This window comes from Aquiflexum balticum DSM 16537, assembly GCF_900176595.1.
Classification (GTDB): Bacteria; Bacteroidota; Bacteroidia; order Cytophagales; family Cyclobacteriaceae; genus Aquiflexum; species Aquiflexum balticum.
Genome location: NZ_LT838813.1, coordinates 729,526 through 744,203 on the forward strand (window position 1 = coordinate 729,526; position 14,678 = coordinate 744,203).

Genomic DNA, 14,678 nt, shown 5'->3' on the forward strand with positions numbered 1-14,678 from the left:
ATATCGGTTTTACAATTAGGCTATTTGTGACTTAGTGTTTTTGTGGCCAAATTTGTCCAAACTGCCACGAAGGCACGCGGACGCAAAGCTTTGCCAAATCTAACGCCAAATAATTTTTGGATAAAATTTTAGGAGATTTCACTTGTGAGACAGCCTCTATTTTTATAATACAAACCTGATATTCGATATCCTGCATTTTTCCCTTATTTTTGGGCAATCAAAAGGAAGAAAGTGCAAGAAAACTATCAACAAAAGATTTTGGGAATATTAGGTGGCGGCCAATTAGGACGTATGGTAATCCAATCCGCTATCTCTTATAATATAGACATCCATATTTTAGACCCTGACCCTAATGCTCCTTGCAAAGACATCTGTCAGAACTTTATTCAAGGTAAGCTAACGGATTTTGACACGGTATATAATTTTGGAAAAAATTGCGATGTCATCACCATTGAAATAGAGAATGTAAATACTGAGGCGCTTCAAAGACTTGCTGATGAGGGGAAAGAAGTTTTTCCCCAACCCCATATCATTAAAATGATACAGGACAAACGTCTCCAAAAACAGTTTTATAAAAACAACAACATACCTTCCGCTGATTTTATATTGACAGCCAATAAGGAAGAGGTCAAGGCCAATTCCGGATTTTTGCCCGCAGTGAATAAGTTGGGAAGAGAAGGGTATGATGGTAGAGGTGTACAAGTTTTAAAAACCAAAAAAGATCTGGAAAATGCTTTTGATGCTCCGGGTCTATTGGAAAAACTGATAGATTTCGAACAGGAATTGTCAGTGATTGTTGCCAGAAATAAGCAAGGAGAAACTGTTGCTTTTCCATCTGTAGAATGTTCTTTTCACCCGACAGCCAATTTGGTGGAGTTCCTGTTTGCACCTGCAAACATATCAATAGCAACTGAGGAAAAAGCCAAATCCCTGGCATTTCAGGTAATTGAAAAACTGGAAATGGTCGGGATACTTGCCGTGGAAATGTTTGTGACCAGATCAGGAGATATATTGGTCAATGAAATCGCTCCAAGACCACATAATAGTGGACATCACACCATTGAAGCCAATTTTACCTCACAATTTGAACAACACTTACGGTCAGTATTGAATATGCCTTTGGGGAATACTGCACTAAGGTGTCCGGCTGCAATGGTAAATCTATTGGGTGAAGATGGGTTTACAGGTAATGCTATTGTGGAGGGAATGGATAAAGCGATTTCTCAAAAAGGGGTATATGTACATCTATACGGGAAAAAAGTCACCAAGCCTTTCAGAAAAATGGGACATGTTACCATTTTGGATGAGAACGTTTCTGTCCTGAAAAAACGTGCCTTGGAAATCAAAGAAATCATAAAAATAAAAGCTTAAGCAATGGCCATACAAGTAGGAATCATCATGGGGAGTAAATCCGATTTGCCGATCATGTCGGAAGCAGCAATCGTTTTGGAAGAATTGGGTGTGGAATATGAATTGACAGTTGTTTCTGCTCACCGAACTCCCCACAGGATGGTAGAATATGCAGAGTCAGCCAAAAACAGAGGCCTCAAAGTAATCATAGCCGGGGCAGGTGGTGCAGCCCACTTGCCAGGAATGGTGGCTTCCCTTACCACCCTTCCGGTATTGGGGGTTCCTATTAAATCCTCCAATTCCATAGATGGATGGGATAGTGTACTTTCCATTCTTCAAATGCCAGCAGGTATTCCAGTCGCAACTTTGGCTTTAAACGGAGCTAGAAATGCCGGAATCCTTGCTGCATCTATTGTAGGTGCTTTCAATGAAGATATTTCTCTTAAACTATCCTCATTCAAAGACTCTCTGAAAGAAAAAGTCGAAACTTCCGCAAAAGAAATTGAAACTAAGGGATGGAGAAACACGTAAAAAACAGTAGGCTTATAAATTAAAGTTTAATTACTTTTAATTTTCTTAGAGAAGCGAGGCACTTATGCCTCGCTTCTTTTTTTGTTCCAATATTAGATAAATGATAAGAAACCCGATATTTGCTCCATGGACCTCAAAAAAAATATCCGATTCAAAATCGGGAGTGAAAATTGGGAAATGCCTTTGGGCATATTACTGTTACTTTTGGGCATTTCATTGATACTCATGATTGTAGGGGCTTATTTGGGATATAGATTTGGGCAAAATATCCGTTAATCTTCAAAAATTCCCCAACCATCATTATTCTTGATTGAGGAATCAAATCCCTTTACCCATTCTACAAACATGGATTTATACTCTTTGATGGCATCCCTTACTAGCTGAAGGTGTTCCTCTGCATGGGTTCCTTCCAAAGCCAATTGATATGTCATGGAATGCAAACTTCTTGCATGTATTTTTATAAGGACTGCATTTTCCATTTTCAGGATATAGTCATCCACTGCTTCTGCACTTGCAAATTTTGCGGGAAGGACCCCGGCACTTTCCAGCATCAATCCCCCATAAAGTTCCATTCTTGCCTCATCCAATGAGCCAACCAAAGCTCTGGTAAGTTCAAAAATATCCATTCCTTTTTTCATCAAAGGATGCTTATCTATCCTTTCATTTTCTCTTCGGAATTCCTCTTCATCACTTTCATCCCAGCTATCATCATCAAAATCATCCCACATAGCTTCAATAATTAATTCGTGAAAATCATATTATTTTAGGAAAGTGCCACAATTTTTACAAAATGAGGCACATCCTGAAATCTAAATAAATTATTGCCATTTAAAACGGCAGGATATCATCTCCGCTTTCATCAGAAAAAGTAGTCACATCTGGGACCGAGATTGTGCCCGATCTTGGATTGCTCTTTGGTTGATTCCCTTTTTCAACTTTCCAGGCTTTGACATCTGTATACCATCTACCGTTATATTCACGGCTTTCAATATCTACAGATGCTGTGACTTCATCACCCATATTCATATTAAATTGATCAATATTATCACCCCAAACAGTCAGACATACCTTTTTTGGGTAAGTCCCGGGTAATTCCAAAATATAATCTCTTTTCCTCCAGCTGCCTTTTGCTGAAGTTCCACCTTGTTCCGGCAAGATTTGTACTATTTTTCCGCTTAGTTCCATAATTTTTATTAGTATTGAAAAACGAAGTTAACAAAAAGGCAAGATTTACATCGGCTTTTCACCCAAAGCTTGTTCAACTTATTTGCCTGAATAAATTTTCCTTCTAATATTCTGAGATTTTAGAAACTCTATAATAAAAACAGGAGTTTATCCGTTAAAGAAACAGAAAATAAATTTTTTGTTTTGTAAAAAACGAGGTTTGCATACAAATTAAATTTCAGTTTTTTTATTGTAAAGTACAAAATAATCTATTTTGACTTTTTTTAGTTAATTTCTTTTTCAAAAAAAACACAGTTTCTATTGCATCAATGTTATTGAATTTTTACATTTGAAAGCAATCATTAAAATGTTTCACCCTCACAGATATACTATGGCATAAAACTCTACGTTATTAAAAAAGTCAATTTGTATGAGCAATAGGTTAATTCCTAAAGATGCCGAACTGATCGCACAGTACCGAAGCGGAAGTGAAGCAGCATTTGAAAAGTTAGTAAACAAATACAGTCCGAGAGTTTATACCACCATTTATCTGATCGTAAAAGATCAGGGAGTAGCTGAGGATTTACTTCAAGATGTATTTGTAAAAGTAGTACAGACTTTAAGTTCTGACGGCTATAACGAAGAGGGTAAATTTCAGCCATGGTTGATGCGCATAGCGCATAATTTAGCCATCGATTATTTTAGAAAATGCAAACGCTATCCCACTATTGTCATGGAGGATGGTGCCAATATTTTCAATACATTGAGATTCGCAGAAGAAAATATCGAAGATCTCAAGGTAAAAGAAGATACTGTTGACTTGGTCAGGAAGCTTGTTGATGAGCTTCCCGAAACCCAGAAACAGGTGCTCATTATGAGACATTACATGGATTTGAGTTTTCAGGAAATTGCAGAACAGACTGGAGTAAGTATCAATACTGCTTTAGGAAGAATGCGATACGCTTTGATAAACATGAGGAAAAAATTGAAACAATTAAACGTTGCCTATGACAAAATCTTTTACCCCAAATGACCTGTTAAGATATATCTATCAGGAAATGAGCGAGGGTGAGAATGAGCTGTTTGTGCAGGCCTTGCGCGGTAATGATACCTTGATGCAAGACTATTTAGAGATGCTGAGCACTATCGGACAATTGGACCAACTCATTCTAGAACCTTCGGAAAAAGTAGTAAAAGCCATCCTACGGAGGGCCAAATCTACAGGACTCGAAAAAGTTTGATAGAATCAGACGAAATGGTAACCTGAAAGCTTAATTGCTTTCAGGTTTTTTTATTAACTGAATACTTTTTTCCGCAAAACGCTTACCCAAAATCACATATCCTTGTGCTGACATATGTAAATCGTTTTCAATTTTTTGCCCTTCTCTGTTTACTCCGTCATTCAAATCATCTGTGTCAACCCAGTCAAAATGAGGATTTGATTCGGCTACTTTTACTTGAATGTCTCTGATTACTGTCCAATCAGGATATTTTTCGTTTCTTAAATCAAAATCATTCAATCTACCAATCAGAAAATTTACATCTGAGCGACCAAGGTCTTTACTCAGCTGATTATACAATCCAATCAAACTTGCTTCATATACACTGCCATAAGATTCCCTAGCGTCGCGTTCTCCCTGCATCCAAATAAAAGTTACTGACAGAATATTTTCATTTTGGATGACTGTATTAACCAGATTCATCAAGGAATCATATAAATCCGGCTTTTCTATTAAACTATTTCCATCAATAGTTTCCCGATCTTTATACCAACGTCTGATGGGTTGACCTCCCATGGCATTTTTAACAACAATAATTTTATCACCTCCAAGAGAATCTTTAAGTATCGGAATGAAGGATTCCTCTGGGTTTAAACCTTCCATATTTGATTGACCCGACAGGATAAAAAGATGTTTCCCATCTATTTGAAAGGAAAAAACTGATTCCGAAATCAATATTAAATTCGCTAAAATGAGAAATGCTATTTTCATGTATTAATTTTTTAAGTAAGGAAATTGGTTGAAAAATTAACACCAAAAAATTAAAAGGTTTTAAAACAAAGTTAAACTCAGCAGCATCACCCACTGAAAAATAAAATCAAATATCCAACTATAAATATAATTATTATGCCTAAACTTTCCCAGCCAATTTTACCAATTCCCTGTTTTTCTCTATATAGCAACCCCATTAATAAGACTGACATCAATAAAATAGTCAGGGTAATAATATAGGAATCCGCAGAGGTAGCAGCGTGAAGAATTGATCCCTTATAAAAAAAATCTGCAAGAGCCACCACAATAACTTCAAATGAATTTCCACCAACAATATTGCTTACTGCCATAGTCAAAGAGCCTCTTTTTACTGCACTGATAGACACAATCAATTCAGGCAGGGAAGTCGCCACTGCTGTAAATAAGCCTCCAACAAAAGTTTCTGAGAGCCGCGTCCTTTCGCTGATAGCAATCCCAGCTTCTCCTACGAAATATCCGGCAACAATAACCAAGCCTGCTGTTACAATGAATCCTAACCAAAGCCTTTTCAAATTTATTTTGTGGAGATCTTTTGCAGGAACATCGGCCACAGTTTCCACGGTGTGAGTCGGGCTCCACATGGGCTTTTTGGAAGATTTTGATACCATCCACAAGCCTGCCACGTATGTTATTATAATGATGGGCGAACCTGGATGAAAACCCTGAAAAGTCACTTCCGGCATCTGTGACATCATTAAGAGTGTTGTCAATAAGCCAATCAACAAAACGCTGTACATAAGATTTGCCAAAGAGGCAGAGGCATGTTCCAAATTTGCTTTCCTATAAGTCATATCGGCAATTGCCAAGAAGAAAGTTTGTACAGCTATTCCACCTATGGCATTGCTTATGGCAAGGTCGGCATATCCCTGCAATGCAGCAGAAATAGAGGTGACTACTCCGGCAAGGGAAGTAACTGCCCCCAACAACACTGCCCCGACCAATGCTTCCCCAAGCTTGGTTATGTCTGCAATTTGATCGGCGAATTTGGCGAGATAGGTCCCTGCAATAGAAATAACCAATGCTGAAATAACCAGAATAAAAATTATACCGGTCAGTTCAAGATCGTGAATGTTGAAGAATTCTGTCATTTCTTTATATAAAGCGTCAACTTGATTCAAAGATAATTGGATTGCACACACTTTCAACTGCAATAAACTCAATCTGTGAACATAGTTTCAAGCAGTCAGAATAATGTTCTTGTATGAAAATTTAAACACAGGTTCCTCACCACTTCAAGGGTGGAAAATATTTTTCCCAATTTCTTTCATAGCTAAAAAGGTTCCTCTAGTCTACCTTTTATTTAACCAATTGCTCACACGGATTTCCAAAAATCACTGTGGCAAAAGATTTTTGTTATCTACTTTTTCTAAGTCTGTCTGATAAAATAGTAAATCCAAATATGTAAAAAGTAATAATCTAAATAATTAAAGTTAAATTTTAATAAATATACAATCATTACTTTTGATTATTAATTGAGATAATATAATTATTAATTTCAATTACTAAAACTTAAACCAACATTTCAAAAAAAATTATCATGAAAAAGAATCAAAAATTTGGAATTTTTACCGGGATCGGAATTGTATTCCTCCTATTGACTTTTGCTCCACAGGGACAAGCACAAAGCGAAAATCCCGGACCAAGAGTAGGGATAAAGGGTGGTGCAAATTTTTCCCAATTCTTCGTCGACCAACCTACCGTTGATGATGAAAATATGAAAGTAGGATTACACTTTGGTATTTTTACGAAAATAGCTTTAACAGATTTTTTGGCTATTCAACCCGAATTGCTCTACACAAGCCTTGGATCAAAGGTTTCCTATGGTGGAAGTGATGTGGAAAGTCTTTTGGGAATAAGGGAAGGTGAAGTTAGATTCAACTTGAATTATATTCAATTGCCATTAGGATTGGCATTCAATATTGGTCCATTAAACGTCAATGCAGGGCCGTATGTATCGTATCTTATTTCGGCCAATGTAAAAGACCTTAAGTCTTCAGATTTATCCACAAGCGACCCAATTGAATTGAACAAAGATGATTTCAATTCAATAGATTATGGACTGTTTGCCGGAGTAGGTTTCGATATTGGGAATGTATCTATTGGTGCGCGATACAACCATGGTTTGCGTGAAGTAGGAAGCGAAGGATTAGGCGGAACACTCACCAACAATTCCAGAAATGGTGTAGCTCAGATTTTTCTTGGATTTGGATTTTAATATCACCCCTCTGATTTAAAGAAATGTAAATTATCTTTTAAATATTACGATTAACAAAAACCTGGTTTTCTATGGACTTCCCTAGATAATCGGGTTTTTTTATGCAATTATCATTATGTGGGCATATCATCTCCACTTTTATTCTCATCTGTTTTCAAAATTTCTCTGATCCGATCAATATGAATTTGGGAAGTTTTTGCCCTTTCAAGGGCTGTTTGAGAACCAACACCTTTTTTCCCTCTAGCCATTTCGGTCAGTAAGTTTTTTCGCTCCTCAAACATCCTAAGTGCAGTCCACATGGTTTCTTCAATCTTGTTTGTCTGTTCTGCTAAGAGGTACGCTGCTGTATAGGCATGCCCGGTATGGCAACGGAACCGTAAGTCGCTGTCTTTTCCAACCTTCCATAATACACCGCCGCAACCAGGACAGTTAAATGGGACCTGATCGCCCAATTCATTTACTGAAGATAGATCGCTCAAAACACGTTCGGCAATTTTAGCTTCTATTAAGATATGCTCCGGAATAGGCTTACGAATATGTGATTGCAGTGGAATAAGTTTTATAAGCAAAGCCCCCATTTCAGCTATAGGCAGGCAATAATCTACTTCAATGTTATTCAGTACATTTCTTGGCATATCAGGATATTCCGCTTCTTCAGGATCCTGTATGATACAAATCCCTCCACAATTTTTTATCGCTTTCATTCCTGATGTGCCATCATCAAGATAGCCAGTAAGAATAATTCCTATGACACCGGAACCAAAAGCTACAGCAGCTGAACGAAACAATGGATCTATAGCAGGACGGGACCTGTTTTCATGAGCTCCTTTGGTCACCAGCATTTTCAGGTTTCCTCCAATCAAGAAATGATGATCTGATGGCGCAAGGTATAAATGACCAGGTTTCAATTTACCTCCGGTCTCCGCATGCTGACATTTTACACTATTTAACTTATTAAGCTCGTCTAATACTACGTTTCCCGTTGCATCGGGAGAAATATGTCGGACCACCAATATCGGCAATAAAAAATCTTTTGGGATTTGGCTGATCAGTTTTTTCAAAGCACTAAGACCCCCCGCAGATGTGCCAATGACAACGACCTGGGTAAATTTTTCAGCCTTTTTGGTTTTATTGTTTTTTTTCATTTCTTATCTACTAAAAATTTAATCAGATATAACGGCTGGAACACTCTATTTCTATAACGGTATTCGAAAAAATATGGCTAAGATCATTCTGTCTAAAACCCCTATAAGAAATGATGCATTTTTTGGATAGAATTTACAGCCTTCCGGTTAAAGACCTAAATGGCCTGATTCAGGACTCAAGGTATCCGACTGTAAATTTTATCTCATGGTGCACCTATGGTTCAATCCTTTTATGACCTCTTCTTTCCAATTCCTTTCATTACCAACTTTTCAATTCAAACTGGATTCAAATCCCTCTTACTCCAATACCCCATCCAAAAACACCTGCATCTTAGCCAAAAGATCCCTGTTGGTTTGGGCGCTGAAGCCATGTCCCTGCCCAATGACGTATTCCGCCAAGTGCGGGACATTATTGGCCATCAGTTCTTGTTCCAGAATTTTACTTTGAGAAATAGGAACCACGTCGTCAATATCTCCATGAAAAAGTACCGTGGGCACACTTTGCGATTGGACAAAATTAAGTGGGCTACTATTAAAATAATCCTCCTGCCTGTTGGTAGGATTCCCTCCCAATAGATTTTCCAGCAACAACCTAGAAAATAAATTAAAATCATAAAACGAGGACAATTCAGTAGGCGGGAAAAAAGCAACGGTGGCTTTTACTAAATTGTCCTCATTGTTTTTATAGCTGTGCAGCAAAACCAAATGTCCTCCTGCACTTCCTCCTGCCAAAATCACCTCATCAGAAACATTCCAAGTAGAAAGTTGCGATTTGATATAGGATAGGGCTTTTTTTATATCTTCCTCTTGTGTTGGGAATTTATTTCCTCCTGTGGCAATATTGAACAAACTGTAATTGATGGCAACATAGGCATAATCCTCCTGTACTTCTTCCAACCAAGGTTTGAAAGTCTTAAACTCCGACTTATTACCATCTACCCATCCCCCACCATGTACCCACACAAACACCTTTGTGGAATTGGAATTTCTGTTGGCAGGTAAATAAACGTCCATCAGTTGATTTGGGCGTTCCTGACTGTATTTAACATCGATTAAGTCTATGGCCACATTGGCATCTAGCCCCGGTTCGACGTCTTCACTGCAAGACATAAATAAAAGTGCTATTCCCAGTAAAAGTCCTGCCGCAATTTTCAATCTGTAAAACTTATCCATCATAAAATTTATTTTCTTTGTAAACCAACGAAAGTTAGGGTTACTTGTTGTTGTATGTATGGTTTCCTGCTTTATTTTCAGTAAGGTTCAATCGCAGTTCAAATGGGACGGAAGTCGGATGACCGATGACCGATGTTGGCAAGAATTGAAATTTAACCATCTCTTGGATTTGTTTAAAGTGATTATATTAAAAGAAATGGAGATTTGGTTTACAATATATAATTTGCCAAACTTAAAACAGTGGTTTAGATAAAATCAAATCCAAGGATAAAAATAGAAAGTAGCGAAGCATCGGTCATCCGACATCGGTCATCTGTCATTTTCAAACCAAAAACAATGCTCAAAAAAGAAAGATACGCCGCCTTCATAGATCATTTTTCCAACAATATGCCCATCGCAGAAACGGAACTGCAATATGAGTCTCCTTTTCAGTTGTTGGTCGCAGTGGTGTTAAGTGCCCAATGTACCGACAAAAGAGTCAACATGTCCACTCCTGCTATCTTTGAAAATTTTCCGACACCGGCCCATTTGGCAGCTGCAGATTTTGATGAACTTTTTCCATATATCAAAAGTATCTCCTATCCCAACAATAAAACCAAACACCTGATCGGATTGGGGAAAATGTTGGTCGAAGAGTTTGATGGAGAAGTTCCCTCCACTGTGGAAGAGTTGGTAAAACTGCCGGGAGTAGGCCGAAAAACAGCCAATGTGATCACTTCGGTGGTTTGGAACCAACCGAATATGGCCGTTGATACGCACGTTTTCAGGGTTTCAAAAAGATTGGGTTTGGTCAACCAAAATGCCAAGACCCCTTTGGAGGTGGAAAAGCAATTGGTAAAACATATCCCCAAGCAACATATTCATATTGCGCATCATTGGTTGATATTGCATGGGAGATATGTTTGCTTGGCCAGAAAGCCAAAATGCGGTGAATGTACCTTGACTCATTTTTGTAGATATTTTGAAAAAAACAGGGAGGCAATCTTAAACGAAGGAACACTTCCCCCAAAGAAGAAAAAGTAAATGTGTGGAATAAACGTCATAATCAATGCGAATTCAGATGGCCAAAAAGCCATCGAAGCAATGACGAATGCAACTATCCACCGTGGCCCTGACCATTCCGGATTTTCAAAAGTCAGTGAAAACGTATTTTTTGCAGGAAACCGACTTAAAATATTGGACCTAACTGATGCTTCCAATCAGCCTATCTGGAATGATGAAAAAGATGCTGTTTTGGTTTGGAATGGTGCACTATACAATTACCAGGACCTTAGAAAAGAACTTCTGGACCTTGGATGCAGCTTTTCAAGCAATTCAGATTCGGAAGTTCTTCTCAAATGGTTGAAAACCCATGGATCAAAAAAACTCTCTGCATTGGAAGGAATGTTTGCATTGGTTTTTGCAGACCTTATAAAAAATGAGATCATAATTGCCCGGGATATTTCGGGTGAAAAACCACTGCATTATTTCCAACAGGATACTATTTGGTATTTTTCTTCGGAATCACGGGGAATTACAGCAGGTTTAAATTTTCTCCCAAAAATTGACCCAAAGCAGTTTATTCCTTTTTTCTACTATCGGAACAGTTTCACTGACAAAACTTTTTTTGAAAAAGTGGATCAGATTCTTCCGGGCGAGGTACTGGTATTGGATTTTCAGGGAAAGGTTCTGGACAGGAAAAAGTTAAAGATCATTCCTGCAACTCATCGGATTTTGGATCAAATTACCTTTGAAGAAACGCTGAAGGATGCGGTTCTAAAAAGCTTCCATGCCGAGCGACCAGTGGGAATGGTTTTAAGTGGCGGGGCGGACAGTAGTTTATTATATGCCATGTGGTATGAAGAAACCGGGCAGGCAATACCGACATACACGGTAGCTTTGGAAAAGAAATTCCGTAAAAAGTATGCTGACCCACATTTTGCTGATTTTTTTGGGAAGAAGTACCCAAGTCAACACCATGAAATTTTTGTGGACAAAAAAATTATACTGGATAATTGGAATGGTTACATTCAATCCCTGGACCAACCAATAGGAGACAGTGCAGGATTTTTGACTTGGTACGTGGCGAAAGAAGCCAAGGAAAGCGTCAAAGTTTTGGTTTCCGGGGCCGGGGCTGATGAACTTTTTGGAGGCTACAGAAGGCATAAGGCATTTCAGCATTACTTAGCCAATCCAAGGCTTTTTCATTGGATGAAATCAATGGGGAAAAATATCCCTCTCCCTTTAGCTTGGCAAAAACTACTGCAAAGTATTCATCAAAATCCGGAAATGACATTTATACAAATGGCAGCATTGCAGGAAATACCTGATGAACTTATGAGTCATTTCCAAAATTGGTATCCAAAAACCAACCATCCTTTCAAAAACGCGCTGGATTGGGACAGAACCTTTTACCTTGTCAATGACATCCTGAAAATCCACGACAATGCCTGTATGGCACACGGGATTGAGGGAAGAGCTCCCTATCTCAATCAACAATTACTTTCCTTGACTGCTGCGCTTTCCGAAAAACCCCTTCTCGAACTAGCAGGAAAAAAACAGATCAAAACCGCTTTGAAAAAAAGGGGATTGGAAAAAATTGCCAACAGGAAAAAACTGGGTTTTGGGTTGCCGCTCATGGAGTGGTTTGGGGAGAAGGATTTCAGGAACTGGGTATTTCCAGCAATCCATAAGATGGATAAAGATTGGGGGAAAGAATTTCCCCCCGAAATGCGTAAATTGTCCGCCAATCCGGAAAAATCAGATAAAAGGCATTTCTTACAACTTTGGAACTTATTCATCCTGGCAAGCTGGTTGGAAAATAAACAATGATCGGAAAATCATAGCATTCAATCCATGAGAATCATCTACATCCATCAGTATTTCTTGACACCTGAAGAAGGCGGTGCTACGCGTTCCTATCATTTGGCAAAAGGTTTGGTGAAAGCAGGTATACAGGTAGAGATGATTACTTCCCATGGAAAACCCCATTATGACTTCAAAATGATTGCCGGGATCAAGGTTCATTATCTTCCTGTCCGATACCAGCAGAATTTTGGATTTGTCAAAAGGATTTGGGCATTTTTAGCATTTATTCGATTGGCAAAAAAGCACATTGCCAAACTGCCCCGTCCGGATTATTTTTATATCACTTCCACCCCCCTCACCACCGGTTGGATAGGGATGTGGGCAAAAAAGAAATTTGCAGTTCCCTATATTTTTGAAGTAAGGGATTTATGGCCTGAAGCGCCTGTTCAAGTCGGAGCGATCAAAAACCAAATCCTGAAAAAGATTTTATTTCATTTTGAAGGTAAAATCTATAATCAGGCCCTCAAAATAGTGGCACTATCTCCGGGAATCGCCAATTCGATAAGACAACGCTTCCCCGAAGCCAAAATCTACCTAGTTCCGAATTTTGCGGATACCTCTTTCTTTATTCCAGAGAAAAAAAGTCCCTCTATACTTCAGAAATATGGTTTAGCATCCAAGTTTACCCTTACTTATGCCGGCGCTATAGGTAAAGTAAATGCTGTAAATGATATCCTGATTCTGGCCCATGAAGCACAGATCCGGAATTTGGATTTTCAATTTTTAGTGATGGGGAAAGGTTCCTATGCAGATAATTTACTTCAGGAAGCCCAGGATCTGAATCTTAAGAATTTCCGGTTTATTCCATTTGGGAACAAGGAAAAAGTCAGGGAAATCCTTTCCGTTTCTGACATGGCATTTGTTTCTTTTGCCCATCTACCGGTTTTGGGAACAAATAGTCCCAATAAGTTTTTTGATGCCTTGGCAGCCGGAAAAGCCATCTTGGTCAATCACAAAGGTTGGGTGTATGATTTGGTCAAACAATATGATTTGGGATTGTATTTCAACCCTTCAAAACCTGGTAAAACTTTAGAAAAATTGGTGGAATTGGCAGAAAACCCAAATGCACTTAAAGCCTGCCAACTTCATTCAAGAGATTTGGCCGAAAAGTTTTTTTCGAGTGAAATTGCTGTGCAAAGACTTTTGGGTATCATGGATCCTGAAAAATTCGGAAAGGAATTTAGCGACGAGGTTTATATCCTGACTGCCTAAAAATCCTTCCCGTATCAGAAATCTGCATCATATCCCGCAGGTTTAACTCGTTATTGGCCCGAAAATCATCCACAATATTCCAACCCAGCCATCTACCGATTCTCCCCGGGGCATCAGGACTGATTTCATCGGTAGCAGGTGCTTCTCCGGTATATTTTCTGATAATGAATGGGTTGGTTTCGAAAAATAAATCATTTTCCACAAAATAGGACCATATAAATTCTTCATTATCAAAACAGGCAATGATCTCTTCCGGAGTATAACCGATAATGAATTCATCCGAGGTACAGGGAAGAATACTTTTGGTAAAATGATAGGCTTTGCCGAAATAAATCATTTCAGCGATCAGAGTATTTTGAGACAAATCTGTTTGGTTGAATTTAGATGAAATAGCCATCACTATCATGGGGACGATGTAGTCTCTCTGATACCTATTGGAAATATATTGTGGCAAGTCCGGGGGCTGAAATCTGTGCTCAAAAGGCAAATAGTAATCCAATCCAATAACAATCATATCATCATCCAAATACAAATCAGTAGCAAACCCGCTTACAAAAGTATAGACCTTTGGGATTTTAAATTCCGGAAAGTGATATTGGATATATTTGAATGCATCTGTAAGATCTTTTTCAAGTGAGGATACGTCAGGATAATGAACCATCACTTCATCATACAGCTCGACCAGCATTGAATCTTGGTGCAGTTCCAACAGCTCATTTGCCATTGCAGCTTTGCTTTCATATTCATTTGACAAAAGATAGCTATCAGAAAATTCCGGATACTTTTCAAGCAAGTACAAAAAGTCTTCAACTGATGCAGCTTCAAAGAAATCATTTTCCAGCCTGATGATTTCGACATTCAGATTGGATTTCAGGATTTCAGCATCCAGTTTACATTCGGCTTCTTTTTCCCTGCATGAGGAGAAATATAACAAGAGCAACAAACAGCAAAATAACAGTTTTGATTGGTCCATATAAGTGATTTCTGATTGGGATCGCTGCCAAATCTACA

At 38.4% G+C, this 14,678-nt stretch carries 16 protein-coding genes; 9 read left to right on the top strand and 7 right to left on the bottom strand.

The window, feature by feature from the left end; all coding sequences use genetic code 11:
- Window positions 1-231: 231 nt before the first annotated feature.
- From B9A52_RS03260 to B9A52_RS25820, 3 genes are all read left to right on the top strand, one after another.
- Window positions 232-1,371 carry a 5-(carboxyamino)imidazole ribonucleotide synthase gene (locus tag B9A52_RS03260; RefSeq protein WP_084118959.1) on the top strand — a complete coding sequence of 380 codons (1,140 nt, stop codon included), beginning with the start codon at window positions 232-234 and terminating at the stop codon, window positions 1,369-1,371.
- A gap of 3 nt (window positions 1,372-1,374) precedes the next feature.
- Window positions 1,375-1,881, top strand: a complete 507-nt coding sequence (purE, locus tag B9A52_RS03265) for a 5-(carboxyamino)imidazole ribonucleotide mutase (protein ID WP_084118960.1) — start codon at window positions 1,375-1,377, stop codon at window positions 1,879-1,881.
- Window positions 1,882-2,007: 126 nt separating this feature from the next.
- Entirely contained in the window at window positions 2,008-2,157 is a 150-nt protein-coding gene (locus B9A52_RS25820; protein WP_172805158.1) for a hypothetical protein, read from the top strand.
- On the opposite strand, the gene B9A52_RS03270 is transcribed toward B9A52_RS25820, so the two are convergent.
- Both B9A52_RS03270 and B9A52_RS03275 read right to left on the bottom strand, forming a co-directional pair.
- Window positions 2,154-2,609: a hypothetical protein gene (locus tag B9A52_RS03270; RefSeq protein WP_084118961.1), complete on the bottom strand. Its 456-nt coding sequence runs from the start codon at window positions 2,607-2,609 to the stop codon at window positions 2,154-2,156. The genes B9A52_RS25820 and B9A52_RS03270 overlap by 4 nt on opposite strands.
- A 100-nt stretch (window positions 2,610-2,709) precedes the next feature.
- Entirely contained in the window at window positions 2,710-3,066 is a 357-nt protein-coding gene (locus B9A52_RS03275) for a DUF3127 domain-containing protein (RefSeq protein WP_084118962.1), read from the bottom strand.
- Window positions 3,067-3,475: 409 nt separating this feature from the next.
- Between B9A52_RS03275 and B9A52_RS03280 the strand changes: the two genes are divergently transcribed.
- Both B9A52_RS03280 and B9A52_RS03285 read left to right on the top strand, forming a co-directional pair.
- Window positions 3,476-4,078 (top strand): RNA polymerase sigma factor, encoded by a 603-nt coding sequence (locus B9A52_RS03280; RefSeq protein WP_084118963.1) that lies wholly within the window; start codon window positions 3,476-3,478, stop codon window positions 4,076-4,078.
- Window positions 4,053-4,286 (top strand): hypothetical protein, encoded by a 234-nt coding sequence (locus tag B9A52_RS03285; protein WP_084118964.1) that lies wholly within the window; start codon window positions 4,053-4,055, stop codon window positions 4,284-4,286. The genes B9A52_RS03280 and B9A52_RS03285 overlap by 26 nt, the downstream gene beginning before the upstream one ends.
- 30 nt (window positions 4,287-4,316) lie before the next feature.
- Here the strand turns inward: B9A52_RS03285 and B9A52_RS03290 are convergent, their stop codons facing one another.
- Together B9A52_RS03290 and B9A52_RS03295 are read right to left on the bottom strand one after the other, a co-directional pair.
- A complete protein-coding gene (locus B9A52_RS03290) occupies window positions 4,317-5,036 on the bottom strand; it encodes a sialate O-acetylesterase (protein ID WP_084118965.1) in 720 nt (239 codons plus the stop codon).
- An 86-nt stretch (window positions 5,037-5,122) separates the two neighbouring features.
- Window positions 5,123-6,163 (bottom strand): sodium:calcium antiporter, encoded by a 1,041-nt coding sequence (locus B9A52_RS03295; RefSeq protein WP_084118966.1) that lies wholly within the window; start codon window positions 6,161-6,163, stop codon window positions 5,123-5,125.
- Window positions 6,164-6,612: 449 nt separating this feature from the next.
- Here B9A52_RS03295 and B9A52_RS03300 point away from each other — a divergent pair, with 449 nt between their 5' ends.
- Window positions 6,613-7,290 (top strand): porin family protein, encoded by a 678-nt coding sequence (locus B9A52_RS03300; protein WP_084118967.1) that lies wholly within the window; start codon window positions 6,613-6,615, stop codon window positions 7,288-7,290.
- A 113-nt stretch (window positions 7,291-7,403) separates the two neighbouring features.
- On the opposite strand, the gene B9A52_RS03305 is transcribed toward B9A52_RS03300, so the two are convergent.
- Together B9A52_RS03305 and B9A52_RS03310 are read right to left on the bottom strand one after the other, a co-directional pair.
- Entirely contained in the window at window positions 7,404-8,435 is a 1,032-nt protein-coding gene (locus B9A52_RS03305) for a chemotaxis protein CheB (RefSeq protein WP_084118968.1), read from the bottom strand.
- A 297-nt stretch (window positions 8,436-8,732) separates the two neighbouring features.
- Window positions 8,733-9,611 (bottom strand): alpha/beta hydrolase, encoded by an 879-nt coding sequence (locus B9A52_RS03310; protein WP_231955453.1) that lies wholly within the window; start codon window positions 9,609-9,611, stop codon window positions 8,733-8,735.
- 333 nt (window positions 9,612-9,944) lie between these two features.
- On the opposite strand from B9A52_RS03310, the gene nth reads away from it, so the two are divergent.
- Genes nth through B9A52_RS03325 form a run of 3 tightly spaced genes read left to right on the top strand, consistent with a single transcriptional unit; the run spans window position 9,945 to window position 13,667 of the window.
- A complete protein-coding gene (gene nth, locus B9A52_RS03315; RefSeq protein WP_084118970.1) occupies window positions 9,945-10,631 on the top strand; it encodes an endonuclease III in 687 nt (228 codons plus the stop codon).
- Window positions 10,632-12,419, top strand: coding sequence for an asparagine synthase (glutamine-hydrolyzing) (gene asnB, locus B9A52_RS03320; RefSeq protein WP_084118971.1), 1,788 nt, complete (start codon window positions 10,632-10,634; stop codon window positions 12,417-12,419).
- A gap of 24 nt (window positions 12,420-12,443) precedes the next feature.
- Complete coding sequence (locus B9A52_RS03325; RefSeq protein ID WP_084118972.1) at window positions 12,444-13,667, top strand: glycosyltransferase family 4 protein; 1,224 nt, start codon at window positions 12,444-12,446, stop codon at window positions 13,665-13,667.
- Here B9A52_RS03325 and gldB read toward each other — a convergent pair.
- A complete protein-coding gene (gene gldB, locus B9A52_RS03330; RefSeq protein ID WP_084118973.1) occupies window positions 13,636-14,640 on the bottom strand; it encodes a gliding motility lipoprotein GldB in 1,005 nt (334 codons plus the stop codon). The genes B9A52_RS03325 and gldB overlap by 32 nt on opposite strands.
- Window positions 14,641-14,678 lie beyond the last annotated feature (38 nt).